The following is a 21,202-nucleotide window of genomic DNA, read 5'->3' as shown; positions in this document are numbered from 1 at the left end:
GCTATTATATTCTGCAGATATGACTGATCCGGAACTGCGCCTGCTTCGGTACTTCGTGACCGTCGCCGAAGAACAACACTTCGGCCGGGCCGCCAAGCGGCTTCACATCGCCCAGCCACCGCTGAGCCAGCAGATTCAAAAACTCGAACGCCAACTGGGAGCCGAGCTCATCGATCGAACCCGGCGTCCGATCGAACTCACCGATGCGGGCAACGCACTGTTCGAAGAGGCGCGGCTCGCGCTCACCCATGCCGAGCGGGCGTTTGCCGCCGCACGCAAGGCGGCCACCGGTCATCTCGGCCATCTGCATATCGGCGCCTTGCAAGCCGCCGTCGATGGCGTCCTGCCGTATGTCATGCGGGCGCATCACCGAAAGTACCCCGACGTCAAACTCGAGCTCACTGAATTGGGCACCGCCGAACAGGTCGGTCAACTGGTCGAACACCGCCTCGATGTCGGCTTCCTGCGCGGGCCCGTCGATGAGGCGTCGCTCTCCATCCAGACCCTGATTGATGACCCGCTTGTCGCGGTGGTTTGTGAGGACCATGAATTCGCGACCCACCAGCGGATCCACCCGGCCCGGCTGAAAGATCAGCCAATCATCCTGTGGACGCGCGCCGCGGCGGCCACCACCTACGCCGATGTTGTCGAGTTGTTCCGCCTACACGACATTGAGCCGCCCATCGTCGACGAAGTTCCGCGCGTCCAAACGATTCTCGCGCTGGTGGCAGCTGGGGCCGGAATCGCGCTACTACCAACGTCGTTCATCAACCTCAATCGCAAGGGCGTCCGGTTCGTGCCACTACACGGGCCGCTTCCGTACCGTCCGCTGGCCTTGGTATGGCGCACCGCCAACCAATCGCCAAGCGTGCGTTGCTTTCTCGACGTAGCTACGCAGGCGTCACCGGAGTACCTGCGCGATCTCAACCAGCACTACCCGCAACTGGCATCGCCATCCCACGACGTTAGTCGTCGAGCATCCCGTCGATAAGCCGGCGCAGCACTTGCCTGATCTCGCGACGGGCCCGCTTGGGATCGTCGGCGGTGGCGATGGCCATGGCCGCCTCGTCGAGCGCGCCGATCATCACGGTTGCCAGCAGCCGCACCGGTTGACGTGCCAACTGGCCCGCCCGGATGGCCTCGGCAAGCAACTGTTCGGTCATGCCCAGGCTGTAGCGCTGGGCGACCTCGCGGAAACCGGCCCAGCCGAGCACGGCGGGGGCGTCCAGCAGGATCAGCTGACGCACCTCGGGGTCGCCGGACACCTCAAGCCACGCGTCGACCGCGGCCCGGATCGCATCGGCGGGCGTCGCCGCTCCCGACGAGGCCACCAAGGTGGCCATGCGGGCCATTACGTCCTGCTCCACCGCCTCGACCACACCTCGGAAAAGCGCCGCCTTGTCGGCGAACTGGTGATACATCGCACCGCGGGTCAGCCCGGCTTCCTTGGCGATCTCGGGCGTTCCGACCTCGGCATATCCACGTAGGCCCCACAGCTTGCGGGCAGCCGATATCAACGCCTCACGCGTTGCCGCGGAGCGCTCGACCTGGGTGCGCCTCTTGATTTCCATACAACCTGTTGGTAAGTTACGGGCAGACTGTTTGTAACTGTACATCGAGCTGGGGGATATCTATGTCGACGATCGACATTAGTGCCGGAACCATCCATTACGAAGCAACCGGACCCGAGAACGGTAGACCTGTCGTGTTCGTCCACGGGTACCTGATGGGTGGTCAGCTGTGGCGGCAGGTCAGCGAACGACTCGCGGGGCGCGGTTTGCGCTGCATCGCCCCCACGTGGCCACTCGGCGCCCATCCACAACCGCTACGCCCAGGCACCGACCGAACCATCACCGGCGTCGCCCGCATCGTCGCCGAGGTACTGGCCGCGCTCGACCTCGATGACGTGGTACTGGTGGGCAACGACACCGGCGGCGTCGTCACCCAACTGGTCGCCGTGCACCACCCCGAGCGTCTTGGAGCGCTGGTGCTCACGAGTTGCGATGCGTTTGAACACTTTCCGCCACCAATTCTCAAACCGGTGATCGTGGCAGCCAAATCGAAGACGCTGTTCCGGGCCGTGAGCCAGGCGATGCGGGTGCCGACCGCGCGCCGGCGCGCCTATGCCGGCCTCGCCCACCGCGACATCGACGATCTCGTCCAGACCTGGGTGCGTCCGGGCCTATCCGATCCCTCGATTGCCGAGGACCTACGCCAGTTCACGCTGTCGCTGCGCCGGGAAGTCACCATGGGCGTCGCCGCCCGGTTGCCTGAGTTCGACAAGCCGGCGCTTATCGCATGGTCTGCCGACGACGTGTTCTTTGCGCTCGACGACGGTAAACGACTGGCCGCGACCATTCCGAACGCCCGTCTCGAGGTCATTGAGGGAGCTCGGACGTTCTCGATGGTGGACCAGCCCGACCGACTCGCCGATCTGCTGTCGACAATCGCGGTGTCCGCCTAACCCACTGCTTTCACCAGACACGGCCGCGGTAGGAGATCCGGGTCAACACCATCAGGCCGACCGGGACCGCGAGGAACGCCGCGATCCGTAACGGCTCGACGGCGTAGTAAAGCGTCCCACCGTAGAAGCGCTCGGCGACAAGGAAGGGGAAGAAAGCCTGCGGGATGCCGATCGTCCAGTACCACACGAGCGCACGGCCCCGCAGTGGTGCCACCTGATTGCGGGTCAGTTCATGCCAGTATGCGATCTCGCCCCAGGTGCTACGCATTAGCCACGCGAACGCTGCCAGCAGCGCGAACTTGGGCACCACACCGGTCTCGGCCATACGGAAGAAGCCGATCACTATTAAGACCTCGAGCGCAATCACGATGGTGCCGTTGCCAACCGCGAGCGCATGGTTCCATGCGGGGATCCTGTCGGCCGGGCCGGCAAGCGGCTGGGTTCCTCGCATATTGGGGTCATTGACTGCGTGAGCCCGGTAATACAGCCGCTCGAAAACGTTTCCAGCATCCGGCATTAGCCGCTTGCCAGTGATAAGGCCGGCAAACCAATTGAGGCCCAGATCGGACCCGACCCCGGTGTAGAGAACCCCGACGATGAGCAACCACTCGTACCAGCCCACCTCGCGGACCCTATCAGCACACACCCGGATCCGCGCCCCGAATGCTCAGTTGGCGCCGAAAGTCATTGCGGCCCTGAACATCCCGTGTCTGATCATGTTGATGATCAGTAGCCCGAAAGCGTGTTGCTGATCATCACATGATAGTGGCGAGCCGCGCCAGACCTGCCGAGCGGCATACGCGAGACGCGTATTAGTGTCAAAGGGATGCCGTTACCCCTCGACTCAGGTGCGCAGGATCGACGGCAGTGGGTTTCCACCAGAGCCATGCGATTCCCACAGGGTTGAGTTAACAGCCCTTCGATCGGCAGTGGTCAACTGCCAACTGGCGCTTTGCGCCAGCGACGGATGTGAGGTACGGCATGATTGAACAGTCCGGCGCTCCAGGCGACTCGAGAGCGTTTGGAATCGCGGAACGCCAGGTAGATCGCGCGATAGTGCTCACCGTCTCAGGTGAGGTGGACATGCTGACTGCGCCGCGGCTGGACGCGGCGATACACACGGCGCTGGCCGCCAAGCCCCCAACCCTGATCGTTGATCTCTCGAAAGTGGAATTCCTCGCCTCGGCCGGCATAAGTGTCCTGGTAGCTGCTCACGCTGAGGCGCTGCCGCGGACTCGATTCGCGGTCGTCGCGGACGCCGCGGCCACCAGCCGGCCGATCAAACTCATGGGAATCGACGCGGTGGTCCCGCTGTACCGCGAACTCGATAGCGCGCTAAGCGGCAACACCGATTACGCGTGAATCACGCCCTGGCGGGTATACGGCATGACACGATGCGACGCTGTAATGATCGACCGTACATGGTTTCCTACCTCGATGACTCTTCTCGGTTCTCGCGGACGCGCGTTGCCGCGGACGCGCTCACCGCTACTCGGACCCGAGTCGAGTTCGGCAGTTGGCTGCAAAGACATTTCACGCTCAGCGCGGAACGCTTTAGCGACCTGCTGCTGGCGGTAAACGAAGCGCTTGCAAACGCCGCCGAATTCGCATACGCCGACGCCCCGCGGGGCGGAACAATGGATGTCAACGCAGCCTACGACTTCGATTCCGACACCCTCGCGGTGACCGTCAGTGATCACGGCCGCTGGCGGGTTCCCGAGCTGCCCACGGTGGGAACGTCCCCATATTCGATCCGGGGCCGCGGTATCCCGTTGATGCGGGCGCTCGCCGACGAGGCCACCATCGACGCCACACCACACGGAACCCAAGTCACCTTGACCTGGATCCACCTGATGCAATCGTCGAGATCCACCGCATAGCCAACCGCTACACCTGGTCGGACACCGGACTGAATGCCGCTGCGGTACGCGAGCGGGTGAGCGCTTGTCAGAACCGGTACGGAGTGCGGACCCAGCAGTTGCGATAGCCAAGCGACTACTCGATTCGCACGTCGCCGCCGCTCGGTCGATGAGGTCCGACGGCGGTGACGACGGTAGCGGTGTTGATGACTTTCGTCCCTATTGTGGGCAACTCGGTCCACAAACGATGGAGGTGTTACCCGCGACCGAGAGGGATGCAATGACGCCGACCGGCCCAGGCGAACTGACCCGGCACGAGCTGGACAGGATTGCGTGGAAGTTTCTGGGTTCGAGGTTCGCCGAGTGTCTTTACGCAGACTGGCCGATCGATCGACGGGTGGATGCTTACCTGCTGCACCATGGGTTGACCAACATCATGAACGACGGAACCGTCTACGACGCTCTGTTGGAGAGCGTGATGGACAACATCGGTCCCGCTCTGCGCAAGGGAGTCCTCGCGCAACCATGACCTGGCATATGGACTTTCGGCCCTAGATCGGGTTGGACGCGCATGGCGAAGATAGGGGCACGTTGCTGCGACTGAAGAAAGCGGGGCTATCCACTGTGGCTGCACCCGAGCCGCCGTCGGTAGAAGAGTCTCCCGACGTTGTTGTGGCATCCCGCGGGCGGATCACCGCGCTGGAGGCCGATCGCCTGAAGGATGCGATCAGCGGTCTGTTGACGCTGCGCGGTATCACCGGCGGCGCCCGTGTACGGGTGACCGGGGGAAACTGCGATCGCGGACCGATAGTGGTGCAAGTGAACCTGCAAGTGGGCGGCACCGCCGCCCGTGTACAGGCGGTCACGTCGAGAGAACAGGAGGTGCTGCCCGCGATCGCCAGGCTGGATCGTCAGATCGGGCGGTTGTCGGAGCCATGGCGTCCTCGACCCTGGCCCGACCGGACTCGCCGCGCGTTGGCAGGTGCCGGCGACGGTGTGATCACCCGCCGCAAGGCGTACGAGTTGCAGCGCGCCACGCCGATCCAGGCCGTGGCCGTCATGGACGCTATGGACTACGACGCGCACTTATTCACCGATGCCGACTCCGGCGAGGATGCCGTCGTCTACCGGGCCGGGCCGTCGGGGCTAAGGCTGGCACGTCAGCGCCGGATGCATCCACCGGTCTTGTCGCATGGCGATTCTTCGACATTCGTACCACTCATCGTGAATCCGCGTCCCACACCGACTCTCACCGAAACCGCCGCGATGGATCGGATGCGCGCCTACGGTCCGGCGTTTCTGTTCTTCACCGACGCGGCCACCGGCCGGGGTCGGCTGCTGTACCGCCGCTACGACGGCAACCTCGGGCTCATCACTCCGATAACCGTCGACATTGAGGGCGGTTCAACGTGACGGCCCGCGAGGTTGTCGACCTCGATCGGACCGATGCTATGCGTCTGCTAGCCAGCGTGGACCACGGACGAGTGGTGTTCACTGACAAGGCGTTACCTGCGATTCGGCCGGTCAACCACCTCGTCGACGACGGTAGGGTGATCGTGCGCACTCGGCTCACCGCCAAGGTCGCGACGGCCGTACGATTCAGCGCCGATGCCGGCGAGGTCGTGGCTTACCAGGCCGACAATCTCGACCCACAGCGGCGGGTGGGCTGGAGTGTCGTCATCACCGGGCTGGCGAAAATCGTCGACGACCCCGCACAGATTGCCCGCTATGCGCAGCTGTTGCGTCCATGGGTGAACAAGGTGATGGACACGGTGATCGCGATCGAACCCCAAATCGTCACCGGTATGCGCATCGTTGCCGACGAGTGAGAACTCCTGGAAGCAGCCCGGTACGACGAGGGGAATCATTGAGTCATGAGCACTGCGGATAATGGTATGGGGTCGTCGACAGGTGAATACAGCGTGGAAGACGACGACCAACTCCAGCCAGCGGATACCCTCATCGACGGCGGCGTCGACGACGTACTCGACGAGGGTTATTCGCCGCCCGAACGACCGTACGGACGTGGCTCCATCGGCACTTCGCGTGAAAGTTTGGACCAGCTGCTTGCGGAGGAAGTACCGGATCCTGCAACGCGGCTAAACGTTCTGTTCGACCAAAATGAGCAACAACGCTCCGACGAGGCCGAACGTGACGCCGAGTTTCCAGAGCAAGGCGAGGTGGGACGCGCGCGTGCGGGTCGACTTATCGCACCGGACCACGGGTTCGGCGAACACGTAGAGCCAGAGCTGCTGGCCGAGGACGTCGGAATCAACGGAGGCGCCGCGTCCGCCGAGGAGGCCGCGGTGCACATCATCGAGGATGCGGACTACTAACGGCGCACCTAAATTCGGCGCCGGTGACTTTGGGCGGCTGGTACGGGACTTGCAACCGTGATCGATCACCCCAATGTGATGACAGTCCTGTTGGGGGGCGACGTCATGCTCGGGCGCGGCGTCGATCAGATCCTTCCGCATCCAGGAGACCCGGCGTTACGTGAACCCTATGTCCACGATGCACGCCGCTATGTCGAGCTGGCCGAGTTGGCCAACGGCCCGATCTCCCGTCCCGTCGACTGGTGGTGGCCCTGGGGCGACGCCGCGGAGATCCTCGAAGAGCTTGCACCCGATGTGCGGCTGATCAATCTGGAGACCACGGTCACCGCCGGCGGGGAATTCGCGGACCGCAAGGGGATTCACTATCGATTGCATCCAGACAATCTTCCCGCGTTGACCGCGATCCGGCCCGATGTGTGCGCCCTGGCCAACAACCACATTCTCGATTTCGGTCGCCGCGGCTTGGCCGACACCTGCGACGCTCTCGCCGCGGCCGGGATCCACGGGGCCGGGGCGGGCCCCGACTTGGCAGCCGCTCAGCGCTTCGCGGTGATCACGCCGCACGGCAACCAACGGGTGATCATCGGCTCGGTTTGCATGAAGTCCTGTGGAGTTCCCGAATCGTGGGCGGCGCACACCGACCAGCCGGGGGTGTGGCTGATCCGGGATCCGGTGACGCGTAGCAGCGCCGACGATGTCGCGGCACGGCTACTCCCGCTCAAGCGCACCGGCGATGTCGTGGTCGTTTCGGTACACGCACGGGCTGATCGACGCCGGTATCGACATCGTGCATGGGCATTCCTCACATCACCCGCGGCCGATCGAGATATATCGCGGCAAACCGATTCTCTACGGCTGCGGCGATGTCATCGATGACTACGAAGGCATCGGCGGATATGGGTCCTACCGCTCCGACTTGAGGCTGTTATATCTGATCTCGATCGATCTCGGAGGTGGGGAACTCGCCGCGCTGCGGATGCTGCCGCTGCGCGTACGGAAGATGCGCCTCGAGCGTGTCTTCGGGACCGACGCCGAGTGGCTGCGCGCAACCTTGGTGCAGATCAGCCGCCGATTCGCAATCGACGTTGTGGCAGCGCCAGATGGATGGCTGGCAGTCTCTGCCCGACGCGCTCCGACGAAGTGTTGACCCGGATCTCGCCTACGCGAACCGGGACTTCGGCCGCGTGTCAGCCTGCTGCTGTTCGGCGGCCGTGACGACAATCGCATCCGAGCCAGGAAACACGGTGGCCTCGTGCCCGGTAGCCTGCCACCGCACCACGTACGGCGGTGAACCGTTTTCCCCGTGCACCTCGATGATCAGCCCACGCTGATCGGCCAACTCGGTTGTTGTGCCCTTGACCACCAGCCAGTCGCCAACGTCAGCCTTCATTGCCTGCTCCTTCCCACGGATTTCGAAAGACGTGTTGTGGGCACAGGTTCCCCGACGCTTGATATGGGTCAAATGATAACTCGACGAACGCCGTTAGCCACCCGTCGCACGGCGATGACGGCCATGACGTCGGCTTGATCAGCACAAATACCGGTCAATCCGGAGGACAAGTCGACGCGACAACGGGAGCACATGCCGTTCGAGTTAAGGCACTTCGGCGACCCCGACTGGGACCTAAGCCCCTAGGGACTGGCCTGCGCTGCTCATAGCGTCGGCGAACATGGCAGCACCGATCCGCGATGACGCTGTCCAACGATGGACGGGCGACATGCGTCAGCACACCCCGGTGTTGGCGCCATTGGCAAGTCTTATCAGGCCGTTCACCAAGACCGGCCGCTACTACGCGCGATCGTGGCGCGATTATCTCGGCCACGAGCCAAGTGATCTTCCGATTGCGCGACCGTCCATCGCGCTTGCCGCTCAAGCGTTCCGCGACGAGATCGCCCTACTTGGGCTCCGGGTTCATCGGCCGATCAGCGAACCCCGCGTATTCCAACGAATCACCGACGAAGTGGTTGCGGCGCTGCGGTTCTACGGGCGCCAGGGGTGGTTAGATCACCCGGAACGGTTCTTCACAGCACCTCCGCTGCTGACCAGCGTCACGATCCGGCCGGTGAAGCACGGCAGACGCTCGTTTGAACGCATCGTGTTCGACAGTGGCTACGCACCGGGAATGGGCGAACCGGGGCGCGAACGGTGGTTGAGCTACGCCGCCAACACCCGCGAGTACGCGCTAATGCTCCGACACCGCGAGCCACGACCCTGGCTGGTGTGCGTGCACGGGGCCGAAATGGGCCGGGGCGGCCTCGACCTGACGCTATTCCGGGCCTGGCACCTACATCAGGATCTCGGCCTCAACGTCGTCTTGCCCGTCCTTCCCATGCACGGACCCCGCGCACGTGGCTTGCCGAAGGGCGCGGCCTTCCCCGGCGAGGATGTGTTGGACGACGCCCACGCGGCCGCTCAGGCGGTGTGGGACATCCGGCGGTTGCTGTCATGGATACGTTCGCAGCAGCCGAAATCGCCGGTTGGCTTGAATGGCATGTCGCTCGGGGGTTACATCGCAGCACTGGTCGCCAGTGTCGAAGATGGCCTCACGTGCGCGATTCTCGGGATTCCGGTGGCCGATCTGGTCGAAATCCTGGCACGCCACGCCGACCTCAGTCACGACGACCCGCGCCTTGACACGGTCGCGATGGCCGGACCCATCGGGCGGATGCTGTCGCCGTTATCGCTTACTCCCCGGGTGCCGATGCGTAGCCGCTTCATCTACGCCGGGGTCGCCGACCAACTCGTGCATCCACGTGAGCAAGTCGTCCGGCTGTGGGAGCACTGGGGCAAACCGGAAATCGTGTGGTACCAGGGTGGCCACACCGGATTCTTCCGCTCCCGACCGGTGCAACGGTTCATCGATGATGCGCTTGTGCAGTCGGGGCTCGTTGATCGATGGCGTCCACATTCGTCGACCTGAACATGACGGCGCATCCGCCGACCTGGAACCGCAGATAGAACCCCGTGCGGCGGAAGACTTTTCGTTGTCGCCGGCGCGGGCATCGGCGCCGGTGCCACGCTGTACCGTCACCGTTCGTGACTGGTTCGCCGAACTCTTGAATATCAGGGTGCCAGACCGGTAGACCAGTGGAGGGCATGGCGAACACGGCGTCCGGACATCGAACGGTTCCGCAAACGGCGGATCTGAGGATCGAAGCGTGGGCGCCTACCCGCGACAGCTGCATCAGGCAGGCGGTACTTGGCGCCGTCGAAAGCTTCCTAGACATGTCCTCGGCTCGTCCGCAACGCACTCGCGGATGCCGGCTGGCCGCCGACCGCGACGACGACCTGCTGGTCGCGGTACTCGACGAGGTCATCTACCTCCTGGACACCGCCTGTGAAGCCCCGGTCGACGTCGAGCTTCAGGACTTCGACAATGGCGTCGAGGTGTGTTTCGCGATGGCGGATGCGGGCACCCTTCCGCAAGTGGGTGCCGTACCCAAGGCGGTGTCGCTCAACGATCTTTGCCTGACGTCAGGCCAAGACGGCTGGCGGTGCTCGGTAACCCTTGATGTGTGATTGAGGCGGACCCATGAAGATTGTCCAGGAGACTCCATATCGATTCCGGATAGCGCAAGAAGGCAGCATGCGAGTGCCCGGGATCGTGTTCGCGTCGGAATCGATCCTGCCGGACCAACCCGGCGATATGGCGCTGACTCAGGTCGCCAATGTCGCCGCGCTGCCCGGAATCGTCGGAGCCTCGTACGCGATGCCCGACGTGCACTGGGGATACGGCTTTCCGATTGGCGGCGTGGCAGCAACCGACATCGATGCCGGTGGGGTCGTCTCACCCGGCGGGGTGGGCTTTGACATTTCGTGCGGTGTGCGTCTGCTGGTGTGCCGAGATCTGGACCGAGATCGGCTGCGGCCGCGGATCCGCGCAGTACTGGATGATCTTGACCGTGCAATACCGCGTGGCGTGGGCTCTGGAGGTGTGTGGCGGTTGCCGAACCGCGTTGCGCTGCAAGCCGTGCTGATCGGCGGCGCCCGGTTCGCCGTGGAGCAAGGCCACGGCGTGGCGCGGGATTTGGAGCGCTGCGAGGACGGCGGCGCGCTGGAGGGTGCCGACACCGCCACGATCAGCGACCGGGCCGTCGAACGCGGGCTCGGGCAGATCGGCAGCCTAGGATCGGGCAACCATTTCCTGGAGGTCCAAGCCGTGGACCGCATCTACGACAGGGACGCGGCCGCCCAGATGGGCCTGGCCGACGGCGCCGTCTGTGTGATGATCCATACCGGCTCGCGCGGCCTGGGGCACCAGATCTGCACCGACCACGTCCAGAAGATGGAAAAAGCCATGAGCCGCTACAACATTGCGGTGCCCGATCGCCAGCTTGCCTGCGCGCCCGTCCGATCTCCCGAGGGCCAGGCGTATCTGGCAGCGATGTCCGCGGCGGCGAACTACGGACGCGCCAATCGCCAACTACTGACCGAGGCAACGCGCCGCGTGTTCGAAGCCCACACCGGCGCATCGCTGGATCTCTTGTACGACGTGTCACACAACCTCGCCAAGATCGAGGCACATCCTGTCGACGGCCGGTCGCGTACCTTGTGCGTACATCGGAAGGGCGCAACCCGCTCGCTGCCGCCGCACCACCCCGAGCTACCGGCCGCCCTCGCGGAAGTCGGTCAACCCGTGCTGATCCCGGGCACGATGGGCACCGCCTCCTACGTGCTCGCGGGAGTCCCCGACAACCCGGCGTTCTATTCCACCGCTCACGGCGCCGGCCGGTTGCAGAGCCGCCACCTGGCCGCGCGCCATACCAGCGGCGCGGCACTTCGCGGCATCCTCGAGCGACGCGGGATCCTTGTCCGCGGCAGCTCCACGCGGGGGCTCGCTGAGGAAAAGCCGGAGGCGTACAAGGACATTGACGCCGTCGTTGAGGTCAGCCACCACGCCGGGCTCGCCGATAAGGTCGCCCGGCTCGTCCCGCTGGGAGTGGTGAAAGGTTGACGACATGGCGGCGGCCCCGGAGCGCCTAGGGACTCCGGGGCCGCCAGGAAGGTAGATCAATTGGCGGCTTGCACCGCGATGTGCTTTTCAGTCGGGGCAGCTTCGTCGGAGACAGCCACCGACACGGTCAGGATCCCTTTGTCATACGTGGCTTTGATGTCGTCCTCCTTGGCTCCCGCCGGTAGGGTGACCGAGCGAACGAACGAGCCGTATCGAAACTCCGACCGGCCCTTGGATTCCTTCGTTTCGGTGCGCTCGGCCTTGATCGTCAACTGTCCGTCGCGAAGGGTGATGTCGACGTCCTTGCCTGGATCGATGCCGGGTAGTTCGGCGCGCACCACGTAGTGGCCGTCTTGCACTTCGTCCTCGAGTGGAATCAGACGGCCGTCGAACGCCGAGGTCACCTCCGCCCACGACGGAAGCCCGGTGAACAGTTCCGATAGGTGGGGAAGGAACGATCGGTGGGGCCGGTGCGCTGAAAGAGTGTTCATGATGCTCCTGCGTTGTCGGGTTTGTTGTGGGGACTTACCCTTTCGGGTTCGTTCCAGCCCACCACTGATCGCGGATAGCGGATAGGGACCGAAGTCCCATGCCGGATGGGTCCTTGGCCACCGCCCCGGCGAGCAGACACAGGATCACCCGACACGCCGTAGAAATTGGGGAGTTTGCGTCTGCTCGCCACATGATCGGTGTCGAGCCACCGGACTAGATACGGCGGCGATCCGTCGGCCGAGTGCACTTCCGTGATCAGGCCACGCCGATCGGATTCACCCATGGTTGTGCTCTTGATCACCAGCCAGTCGCCAACCTTGGCTTGCATCGCTCACTCACCTCATTCCGTCCTGTCGATCGTGCATACGTGCCGGGCTAGTTCGGAAAGGGCATCATGCCACCGGTTTCGGGGACGAAAGTCCCATCGTCCCCGCGCCGCGAGCTCCGACTCATGGATCGAGTTCGCATGACCCCTCTGCGATCACAGGACTTTTGGCCCTGCCGCTGCACGCCGACGCGGGCGGACAGTGGTACTGGCATTTGTATTGGAGGGTGCGATGACCTGGACGCATCCGTGGGTAAGTGAACGCGCAAGTGGCGCAAGATCTGTGTCCCGTACGCGCACCGCACCGTTCCCGCCGACCGGTGCCCGCGAGGCCGTACGCACCCTCCACCCCGGCTATTTCGCACTCGTCATGGCGACCGGCATCGTTTCGATCGCGATGCACGACCACCGCTTGTACGCGCTCTCCGATGTCCTGCTGTGGCTGGCCGGCACCGCCTACTTCGCCGTGGTCACCGTGAGCATGGTGCGAATCATCGCCTTCCGCAAAGAATTCGCCGCCGACCTGGCCGATCCGCGCCGCGGGTTCGGCATGTTCACGTTTGTCGCCGCAACAGACGTACTTGGCACCCGATTGGCCATCGCCCTCCATCACCGGGCCGCGATCGCGTTGCTCGCCGTCGGAGTGCTCGCCTGGCTCATCCTCGGCTACCTCGTGCCCTGGACCGCCGCGCTGGGCCACACGCGCCGGCCGATCCTGCAGAGTGCCAACGGCACCTGGTTTATCTGGGTGGTGGCTACCCAGTCCGTCGCGGTGCTGGCCGCCGTGCTGCAACCCGAACTTGACTCGGGCCGCCGGGAATTGGCGCTGGTCGCCGTGTTCTCCTGGTCGGTCGGCGTGTTCCTCTACGCCATTGTGGCCATCCTCGTCGTGGCCCGCCTCTTGCTCTACCCGCTGCGGCCCGCAGATCTCACCCCGCCGTACTGGGTGGCCATGGGTGCCACCGCGATCACCGTCCTCGCGGGTGCCCGTATCGCCGAAATGGCCGATGCGCCAATGGTCCTGGCCACCCGGGGACTCATCGCGGGTGCATCGGTGCTGTTCTGGGCATTCGGTAGCTGGCTGATCCCGCCGCTCATCGCCGGCAGTATTTGGCGGCACGGGGTCCATCGCGTCCCGCTGCGCTACGAGGCAACGCTGTGGAGCGTCGTGTTCCCCCTCGGCATGTACGGGGTGGGCGCACACTACCTCGGTCAAGCCGATCAACTGCCGATCGTCGAAGAGATCGGCGACTTAGAGAGCTGGATCGCATTGGCGGTGTGGACCATCACTTTCCTCGCCATGCTGCATCACCTGGCCGTCACCCTGCGCCCCACGGCCGGTGATCCAACGACTAGGGACGTTGGTCCCGAGGCGCGGAGGCCATCGCCCCTATCGGCGTTGCCCAGGATTGACACACCATCGGTGTGTGCCCGCCGCCGGGGCGGGAACACCTGATTGACGGGCAGGATCCGATGTCTGTGCTGCACTACCCGACGAATCCGAAACCGACAGTGTTGCAATGGAACCCGCAGGTGACGACTAGCCGGCGCATGCTAATGCTGAGCCTGGCGACCACAGGCTTTGCCATCAACTTCTGGGCATGGGCGCTGCTGAGCCCGCTCGGCCCCCTGTTCAAGGATTCGCTGGGGGTGAGCTCGCTTGAGCAGGCGTTGCTGGTCGCGGTTCCGGTCGTGGTGGGCTCGCTGGGCCGGATCCCCGTGGGAGCGTTGACCGACCGGTTCGGCGGGCGGGTGATGTTTCCCGCCATCTCGGCGATCACCATCGTGCCGGTGCTGTTCCTGGGGTTCACCGGCCGCGCGACGCTGGCCGGGCTGCTGATCGGCGGATTCTTCCTGGGGCTGGCTGGCACCGCGTTCGCCGTCGGGGTGCCCGTCGTGAACGCCTGGTTCCCCCCGGAGCGCCGGGGCCTGGCGATCGGGATCTTCGGCGTAGGCATGGGCGGGACCGCGATCAGTGCACTGACCACGGTACGGCTGGTGGACACATCCGGGGTGGCGACGCCGTTCGTGGTGACCGCGGTTGTGTTGGCGGTCTACGCGTTCGTCGCTATCGCGCTTCTCCGGGATGCTCCGGGCAGGACGGTGCCGACCGAACCGCTATCCCGACGCCTGCTGGACACCGTCAAGCTCCCGGCGACCTGGCAGGCGGCGGCGCTCTACGCGGTCGCCTTCGGCGGCTATGTGGCGTTTTCGGTCTACCTGCCCGCGTACCTGAGGACCGCCTACGGGCTGGCTCAGGCCGATGCCGCCAACCGGATGGCCGGGTTCGTCCTCCTCGCCGTTCTGATGCGACCGGTCGGCGGCTGGTTGTCGGACCGGCGCGGACCCTCGCACGTAATGGCCGTGGCGATGGCCGTCGTCGCCGTCGGCGCCGCGGTGCAGGCGTTCACGCCCCCGCTGCTGCCGCTGGGCACGATCGCGTTCCTATCCATGGCCGCCGTGCTCGGCGCGGGCAGCGGTGCGGTGTTCGCTCTGGTCGCGTTGCTCGCCCCGGCTAACAAGGTCGGCGCCGTCACCGGGGTGGTCGGCGCCGCCGGTGGCCTGGGCGGGTTCGTCCCGCCACTGGTGATGGGCACCGTCTACGGAATTACCGGGAGCTACGGGCTCGGGTTGGCCGCGCTGGCCGTCGTCGCCGCCGCCACCCTGATCTTCAGCGCGACCATCGTGCGCCGTTCGGTGCGCGACAAGTAGGGTCGGGGAAGTCCTGCCAATCAAGCCCAGCCCCGCGATTGCAGGAGGAGTGGCACCGTGAGCACCGGCACCGATCCACACACGGGTCTGGACAACGAACTCACCGATGCCCTGCTTCGGACCGGCCGGTTCTTCACCCGGGCCGACGTCTCCGATGACCTGCGCACTGTCACCCGACGCGGCGGTCGCCAAGGTGACGTGTTTTACCGGGATCGGTGGAGTCACGACAAGGTGGTGCGCTCCACGCACGGGGTGAACTGCACCGGATCGTGCTCGTGGAAGATCTACGTGAAGGACGGCATCATCACCTGGGAGACCCAGGAGACCGACTACCCGTCGGTGGGCCCGGACCGTCCCGAGTACGAACCCCGCGGCTGCCCGCGCGGCGCGGCGTTCTCCTGGTACACCTATTCGCCCACGCGGGTGCGCCACCCGTATGCCCGTGGCGTGCTGGTCGAGATGTTCCGGGAAGCCAAGGCCCACCACGGCGACCCCGTGCTGGCGTGGGCGGCCATCCAAGCCGACCCCGAGCGCCGCCGCCGCTACCAGCGGGCCCGCGGCAAGGGCGGGCTCGTGCGCGTGACGTGGGCCGAAGCGGTGGAGATAATCGCGGCCGCGCACGTGCACACCATCAAGGAGTACGGGCCCGACCGCATCGCGGGCTTCTCGCCGATCCCGGCCATGTCGATGGTCAGCCACGCCGCGGGGTCCCGATTCGTCGAGCTGCTCGGCGGGGTGATGACGTCGTTCTACGACTGGTATGCCGACCTGCCGGTGGCCTCGCCGCAGGTGTTCGGTGACCAGACCGACGTGCCGGAGTCCGGGGACTGGTGGGATGCGGCATACCTGATGCTGTGGGGCTCCAACGTTCCGGTCACCCGCACACCGGACGCCCACTGGATGGCCGAGGTGCGCTACCGCGGCACCAAGGTCGTCACCGTCAGCCCCGACTACGCCGATAACACCAAGTTTGCCGACGAGTGGATGCCGTGCGCGGCGGGCACCGACGGTGCGCTCGCGATGGCGATGGGTCACGTGATCCTGTCGGAATACTTTGTGCGTCAACGTGTTCCATTCTTCGTCGATTACGTTCGCCGCTACACCGACCTGCCGTTCCTGGTGAAGCTCGAAGAGCGCGACGGTGCCCTTACGCCCGGAAAGAATCTCACCGCAGCCGATCTCGGCCATGTGGTCGAGAATGCGTCCTTTAAACCCGTGCTCTTCGACGGCGCCACCGGGACTCCGGCCGTGCCGCACGGGTCATTGGGGTTCCGCTACGGCGACAACGGCGTCGGCAAGTGGAACCTCGACCTGGGTGACCTGGTGCCAGCGCTGACGGTCGCGCCGCGGCAGGGTGATCAGGGCGAGACCGCACTGATCCAGCTAGCGCGCTTCGACACCGTCGATGGCCACGGCGAGCGGCTGCAACGGGGCGTGCCGGTGCTGCGTGTCGGTGAACACCTGGTGTGCACGGTGTTCGACCTGATGCTGGCCCAGTACGGGGTGGCCCGGCCCGGACTGCCCGGTGACTGGCCCACCGGCTACGACGACGCAAGTCAGCCCTGCACCCCGGCATGGCAGGAGCCGATCACCGGAGTGTCCGCGGCGCAGGCGATCCGGGTCGCCAAGGAGTTCGCCCGCAACGCCGAAGAGTCCAGCGGGCGGTCGATGATCATCATGGGCGCCGGCATCTGTCAGTGGTTCCACGGCGACGCCACCTATCGCGCGGTGTTGGCGCTGCTGCTGCTGACCGGGTCGATGGGCCGCAACGGCGGCGGCTGGGCGCACTACGTCGGCCAGGAGAAATGCCGGCCGGTCACCGGCTGGGCGACGATGGCGATGGCTACCGACTGGTCGCGGCCCCCACGACAGATGGCGGGCACCTCGTACTGGTATGCACACACCGACCAGTGGCGCTACGACGGCTACCGCGCCGACGCGCTGGCCAGCCCCTTGGGCCGCGGCCGGTTCCGCAACCAGCACACCATGGATGTGCTGGCCTGCGCGGTGGCGATGGGCTGGACGCCGTTCTATCCGCAGTTCGACCGGTCCAGCCTCGACATCGCCGACGAGGCGCTGGCTGCCGGCTGTACAAGTTCAGGGATTTCCGCGTATGTGACCGAGCAATTGGCGTCAGGGAAGCTGAAGCTTGCCGTCACCGACCCCGACAACCCGGCGAACTGGCCCCGGGTGCTCAACGTGTGGCGGGCTAACCTGCTCGGCTCGTCCAGCAAGGGCAACGAGTACTTTCTGCGTCACTTGCTGGGAACGACCTCGAATGTGACGGCCGTACCGACGCGGGCAGGACTGCGGCCCAACGATATTGCCTGGCCGGACGGCATCCCGGAAGGCAAGCTCGATCTGTTGATGTCGATCGACTTTCGGATGACATCGACAACACTGCTTTCCGACGTGGTGCTCCCGGCGGCGACATGGTACGAGAAGGCCGACCTGTCAAGCACGGACATGCATCCGTACGTGCATGCGTTCAGCCCCGCGATTGATCCGCCGTGGGAAACCCGGTCTGACTATGAGGCGTTCGGCGCTATCGCGCGAACGTTCAGCGGGCTGGCGGCCAAGCATTTGGGCACCCGCACCGACGTCGTGCTCGGCGCTTTGCAGCATGACACTCCCGGCGCGATGGCATATCCCGCAGGCTCCCAACATGATTGGCGCGCGGCCGGCCAGACTCCGGTGCCGGGCAAGACGATGGGCCCGCTGGCCGTGGTGGACCGCGACTACTCCGCGATCGCCGACAAGTGGGCCGCGCTGGGGCCCCTCGTGGATACGCTCGGCGTCACCACCAAGGGCATCACCACCCATCCTGCCAAGGAGGTCGACGAGCTGGCCGCCAAGTTCGGCGTGCTGAATTCCGGTCCGGCCCAAGGGCGTCCCGCCATCACGTCCGCGGAACGGATGGCCGACGTTATCCTTGCCCTGTCCGGCACGACCAATGGCCGGCTGGCCGTCGAGGGTTTCCGGGAGCTGCAGCGCCGCACCGGCCGCAGCTTGGTGCATCTTGCCGAGGGCAGCGAGGAACGCCGCATCACCTACGCCGACACCCAGGCCCGGCCAGTCCCGGTGATCACCAGCCCGGAATGGTCTGGCAGCGAAACGGGTGGGCGCCGGTATGCGCCGTTCACCGTGAACATCGAGCAGCTCAAGCCGTTTCACACGCTCACCGGGCGGATGCACTTCTACCTCGACCACGACTGGCTGGAAGAGCTCGGTGAACAGCTGCCCACCTATCGGCCGCCGCTGGACATGTCGCGGCTGTTCGGGGAGCCGACGCTCGGCAGCGACGGAATCGGGCTGACGGTACGGTATTTGACGCCGCACTCGAAGTGGTCGATCCACTCCGAATACCAGGACAACCTGCTGATGCTGTCGCTGTCGCGGGGCGGGCCGACGATGTGGATGAGCCCGGCGGATGCCGCGAAGATCGCAGTGCGCGACAACGATTGGGTCGAGGCGGTCAACCGCAACGGGGTGGTGGTGTGCCGAGCGATCGTTTCGCACCGCATGCCCGCGGGCGTGGTGTTCGTCTACCACGCACAGGAACGCACCATCGATGTACCGCTGTCCGAGACGACCGGAAACCGCGGCGGCATTCACAATTCGCTGACCCGCCTGCTGATCAAGCCGAGCCACCTGGCCGGCGGCTACGCGCAACACGCGTTCGCGTTCAACTATCTCGGGCCCACCGGCAATCAGCGCGACGAGGTGACCGTCGTGCGGCGCCGCTCCCAGGAGGTGACCTACCTATGAAGGTCATGGCGCAAATGGCGATGGTGATGAACCTCGACAAGTGCATCGGCTGCCACACCTGCTCGGTGACCTGCAAGCAGGCCTGGACGAACAGGGCTGGCACCGAGTACGTGTGGTTCAACAATGTCGAAACCCGCCCGGGGCAAGGGTATCCGCGCACATACGAGGATCAGGACCGGTGGCGCGGCGGGTGGCGGCGGGATCGCCGGGGACGGCTGCGGCTGCGCGACGGCGGCAGGTTGCACAAGCTGCTACGGATCTTCGCCAACCCGAAGCTGCCGAGCATCGAGGACTACTACGAGCCGTGGACCTACGACTACCAAAACCTGACGACGGCGCCGCTAGGCGAGCAGATGCCGGTCGCTTCGCCCCGCAGCCTGATCAGCGGTAAGCCGATGAAGGTGTCCTGGTCGGCGAACTGGGATGACAACCTGGCCGGCTCACCGGAAATCGTGCCAGCTGACCCCGTTCTACAGAAGGTGAGCGAACGGATCCGCCTCGAGCTCGAACAGACCTTTATGTTCTACCTGCCGCGGATCTGCGAGCACTGCCTGAACCCGTCGTGCGTAGCATCGTGTCCGTCGGGCGCGATGTACAAGCGAACCGAGGACGGCATTGTGCTCGTCGACCAGGACCGCTGCCGGGGCTGGCGGATGTGTGTGTCCGGATGTCCTTACAAGAAGGTGTATTTCAACCACAAGACCGGCAAGGCCGAGAAGTGCACGCTGTGCTATCCGCGGCTCGAGGTCGGCCTGCCGACGGTGTGCTCTGAGGCGTGTGTGGGCCGGCTGCGCTACCTGGGCCTGGTGCTCTACGACGTCGACCGGGTGCTGGCGGCGGCTTCGGTGGAAGACGAGAAGGATCTCTACGAGGCGCATCGGCGGATCCTGCTTGACCCCACCGATCCGGCGGTGATCGCCGGGGCGCACGCCGAGGGCATTTCCGACGAGTGGATCGAAGCCGCGCAACGCTCCCCGGTGTACGCGTTGATCAACACCTACCGGGTCGCGCTGCCACTGCATCCCGAGTTCCGGACGGTGCCGATGGTGTGGTACATCCCGCCGCTGTCTCCAGTGGTCGACGCGGTCGCCCGCGACGGGCATGACGGGGAGGATCTCGGGAACCTGTTCGGCGCGCTGGAAGCCTTGCGCATCCCGCTGGCGTACCTGGCCGAGTTGTTCACGGCCGGTGACACCGCGGTCGTGGCGGGTGTGCTGCGCCGGCTGGCCGCAATGCGGTCCTACATGCGCGACATCAACCTTGGCCGCGAAACCCAGCCCCACATTCCCGCGTCGGTCGACATGACCGAAGGGCAGATCTATCAGATGTACCGACTGCTGGCACTGGCGAAATATGAAGAACGTTATGTCATTCCGACCACGTACGCCGTTGAAGCGCATGGGGCGGAAGAGCCAGGTTGCGCGCTGTCCTTCGACGGTGGACCCGGAATGTATGCGTCCGGCCCGTTCGGCGAGGCCAGCGGTGGGCCGGTGCCGGTGGCGGTGGAGACCTTCCACGCACTTCGCCACCGGCAGACCGCTGAGGGGATGGCCGCTAACGCCGAGCGCCCGTCCCGGGTGAATCTGCTCAACTGGGATGGTCGCGGTGTACCGGCCAGCATGTTCCCACCCGGAGATCCGCAATGAAGTTGTGGGCCCGCACACGGCAAAATGCATTGCGCGACAGGATGATTTGGCAGTGCGCCGCGTTGCTGCTGAGCTATCCGGAACCCGGCCTGCTCGACACCGCCGAAGGCCTGCTGGCCGGTCTCGACGGCGATGCCGCGGACTTGCTCGGCCATACCGCCGCCGCGCTGCGGGCCAGCGATCCTATCCAGGCCGCCGCCGACTACGTTGCCACGTTCGACCTGCAGCGGTGCGCCACCATGTACTTGACGTATTGGACCGCCGGCGACACCCGGCAGCGGGGCAACGCCATGCTGGCGTTCGTCCGGGCATACCGCAACGCCGACGTTGAGCCACCCCACGACGAAGCACCGGATTTCCTGCCGGTGGTGTTGGAGTTCGCCGCCACCGTCGAGCCCGATTCGGGCCGGCGGCTGCTCATCGAACATCGCGTGCCGATCGATGTGCTGCGCGCAGCGCTGGCCCAGATCGCCTCGCCCTACGCACATGCCGTTGCCGCGGTGCGCGAGACGCTGCCCGCCGCCGCCGACCTGGACGTGCAACGAGCACGGCGGCTGGCGCAGGTGGGCCCTCCTGCCGAAGCCGTAGGGCTGCAGCCATTCACGTTGACGGTGCCGCCCCGACGGACCGCAGGAGGCCGCTGAG

At 65.4% G+C, this 21,202-nt stretch carries 20 protein-coding genes and 2 pseudogenes; 17 read left to right on the top strand and 5 right to left on the bottom strand.

Annotation, left to right across the window (positions count from 1 at the left end; all coding sequences use genetic code 11):
- Positions 1-19: 19 nt before the first annotated feature.
- Positions 20-991: a LysR family transcriptional regulator gene (locus AADZ78_RS00860; protein ID WP_085250378.1), complete on the top strand. Its 972-nt coding sequence runs from the start codon at positions 20-22 to the stop codon at positions 989-991.
- Here AADZ78_RS00860 and AADZ78_RS00855 read toward each other — a convergent pair.
- Positions 966-1,571, bottom strand: coding sequence for a TetR/AcrR family transcriptional regulator (locus AADZ78_RS00855; protein ID WP_085250377.1), 606 nt, complete (start codon positions 1,569-1,571; stop codon positions 966-968). The two genes, AADZ78_RS00860 and AADZ78_RS00855, sit on opposite strands and share 26 nt — an antisense overlap.
- A 62-nt stretch (positions 1,572-1,633) precedes the next feature.
- On the opposite strand from AADZ78_RS00855, the gene AADZ78_RS00850 reads away from it, so the two are divergent.
- The gene (locus AADZ78_RS00850) at positions 1,634-2,464 is read left to right on the top strand and encodes an alpha/beta fold hydrolase (RefSeq protein WP_085250376.1); all 831 of its coding nucleotides are present in this window, start codon (positions 1,634-1,636) and stop codon (positions 2,462-2,464) included.
- 10 nt (positions 2,465-2,474) lie between these two features.
- Here the strand turns inward: AADZ78_RS00850 and AADZ78_RS00845 are convergent, their stop codons facing one another.
- Positions 2,475-3,086, bottom strand: coding sequence for a hypothetical protein (locus tag AADZ78_RS00845; protein WP_085250375.1), 612 nt, complete (start codon positions 3,084-3,086; stop codon positions 2,475-2,477).
- 359 nt (positions 3,087-3,445) lie between these two features.
- On the opposite strand from AADZ78_RS00845, the gene AADZ78_RS00840 reads away from it, so the two are divergent.
- The 7 genes and pseudogenes from AADZ78_RS00840 (at position 3,446) to AADZ78_RS00810 (ending at position 7,806) form a co-directional block, all read left to right on the top strand.
- Positions 3,446-3,826 carry an STAS domain-containing protein gene (locus AADZ78_RS00840; protein WP_085250374.1) on the top strand — a complete coding sequence of 127 codons (381 nt, stop codon included), beginning with the start codon at positions 3,446-3,448 and terminating at the stop codon, positions 3,824-3,826.
- A gap of 59 nt (positions 3,827-3,885) precedes the next feature.
- A complete protein-coding gene (locus AADZ78_RS00835) occupies positions 3,886-4,344 on the top strand; it encodes an ATP-binding protein (RefSeq protein WP_085250373.1) in 459 nt (152 codons plus the stop codon).
- Positions 4,345-4,603: 259 nt separating this feature from the next.
- Positions 4,604-4,852: a hypothetical protein gene (locus tag AADZ78_RS00830; protein ID WP_085250390.1), complete on the top strand. Its 249-nt coding sequence runs from the start codon at positions 4,604-4,606 to the stop codon at positions 4,850-4,852.
- Positions 4,853-4,947: 95 nt separating this feature from the next.
- On the top strand, positions 4,948-5,736 hold the full coding sequence (locus tag AADZ78_RS00825; protein WP_275579111.1) for a sigma 54 modulation/S30EA ribosomal C-terminal domain-containing protein: 789 nt from the start codon (positions 4,948-4,950) through the stop codon (positions 5,734-5,736).
- Positions 5,733-6,152: a pyridoxamine 5'-phosphate oxidase family protein gene (locus AADZ78_RS00820; protein WP_264033246.1), complete on the top strand. Its 420-nt coding sequence runs from the start codon at positions 5,733-5,735 to the stop codon at positions 6,150-6,152. The genes AADZ78_RS00825 and AADZ78_RS00820 overlap by 4 nt, the downstream gene beginning before the upstream one ends.
- A 45-nt stretch (positions 6,153-6,197) precedes the next feature.
- The gene (locus AADZ78_RS00815) at positions 6,198-6,659 is read left to right on the top strand and encodes a DUF5709 domain-containing protein (RefSeq protein WP_085250372.1); all 462 of its coding nucleotides are present in this window, start codon (positions 6,198-6,200) and stop codon (positions 6,657-6,659) included.
- 78 nt (positions 6,660-6,737) lie between these two features.
- Positions 6,738-7,806, top strand: a pseudogene (locus AADZ78_RS00810) (CapA family protein).
- 12 nt (positions 7,807-7,818) lie between these two features.
- On the opposite strand, the gene AADZ78_RS00805 reads toward AADZ78_RS00810, so the two are convergent.
- A complete protein-coding gene (locus AADZ78_RS00805) occupies positions 7,819-8,049 on the bottom strand; it encodes a DUF1918 domain-containing protein (protein WP_085250371.1) in 231 nt (76 codons plus the stop codon).
- 280 nt (positions 8,050-8,329) lie between these two features.
- On the opposite strand from AADZ78_RS00805, the gene AADZ78_RS00800 reads away from it, so the two are divergent.
- From AADZ78_RS00800 to AADZ78_RS00790, 3 genes are all read left to right on the top strand, one after another.
- A complete protein-coding gene (locus tag AADZ78_RS00800) occupies positions 8,330-9,580 on the top strand; it encodes an alpha/beta hydrolase family protein (protein WP_139828681.1) in 1,251 nt (416 codons plus the stop codon).
- 176 nt (positions 9,581-9,756) lie between these two features.
- A complete protein-coding gene (locus tag AADZ78_RS00795; RefSeq protein WP_085250370.1) occupies positions 9,757-10,179 on the top strand; it encodes an archease in 423 nt (140 codons plus the stop codon).
- A gap of 13 nt (positions 10,180-10,192) precedes the next feature.
- Positions 10,193-11,614 carry an RtcB family protein gene (locus AADZ78_RS00790; protein WP_085250369.1) on the top strand — a complete coding sequence of 474 codons (1,422 nt, stop codon included), beginning with the start codon at positions 10,193-10,195 and terminating at the stop codon, positions 11,612-11,614.
- Between the two features lie 56 nt (positions 11,615-11,670).
- On the opposite strand, the gene AADZ78_RS00785 is transcribed toward AADZ78_RS00790, so the two are convergent.
- Positions 11,671-12,108: an Hsp20/alpha crystallin family protein gene (locus tag AADZ78_RS00785; protein ID WP_372510522.1), complete on the bottom strand. Its 438-nt coding sequence runs from the start codon at positions 12,106-12,108 to the stop codon at positions 11,671-11,673.
- A 95-nt stretch (positions 12,109-12,203) separates the two neighbouring features.
- A pseudogene (locus tag AADZ78_RS28860) lies at positions 12,204-12,434 on the bottom strand (DUF1918 domain-containing protein); the annotation flags it as partial.
- 229 nt (positions 12,435-12,663) lie between these two features.
- On the opposite strand from AADZ78_RS28860, the gene AADZ78_RS00775 reads away from it, so the two are divergent.
- The 5 genes from AADZ78_RS00775 (at position 12,664) to narJ (ending at position 21,201) form a co-directional block, all read left to right on the top strand.
- A complete protein-coding gene (locus AADZ78_RS00775) occupies positions 12,664-13,887 on the top strand; it encodes a tellurite resistance/C4-dicarboxylate transporter family protein (protein WP_085250386.1) in 1,224 nt (407 codons plus the stop codon).
- 17 nt (positions 13,888-13,904) lie between these two features.
- Positions 13,905-15,143: an MFS transporter gene (locus AADZ78_RS00770; RefSeq protein ID WP_085250385.1), complete on the top strand. Its 1,239-nt coding sequence runs from the start codon at positions 13,905-13,907 to the stop codon at positions 15,141-15,143.
- Positions 15,144-15,230: 87 nt separating this feature from the next.
- Complete coding sequence (locus tag AADZ78_RS00765; RefSeq protein WP_085250384.1) at positions 15,231-18,911, top strand: nitrate reductase subunit alpha; 3,681 nt, start codon at positions 15,231-15,233, stop codon at positions 18,909-18,911.
- Positions 18,908-20,557, top strand: coding sequence for a nitrate reductase subunit beta (gene narH / locus AADZ78_RS00760; RefSeq protein ID WP_085250366.1), 1,650 nt, complete (start codon positions 18,908-18,910; stop codon positions 20,555-20,557). Before AADZ78_RS00765 ends, narH begins: the two co-directional genes overlap by 4 nt.
- Positions 20,554-21,201, top strand: a complete 648-nt coding sequence (gene narJ, locus AADZ78_RS00755) for a nitrate reductase molybdenum cofactor assembly chaperone (protein ID WP_085250365.1) — start codon at positions 20,554-20,556, stop codon at positions 21,199-21,201. The genes narH and narJ overlap by 4 nt, the downstream gene beginning before the upstream one ends.
- The last annotated feature ends 1 nt before the right edge of the window (position 21,202 follow it).

Origin of the sequence: Mycobacterium riyadhense, assembly GCF_963853645.1 — a bacterium.
Taxonomy (GTDB): Bacteria; Actinomycetota; Actinomycetes; order Mycobacteriales; family Mycobacteriaceae; genus Mycobacterium; species Mycobacterium riyadhense.
This window is presented reverse-complemented; position numbering and strand designations above follow the sequence as displayed.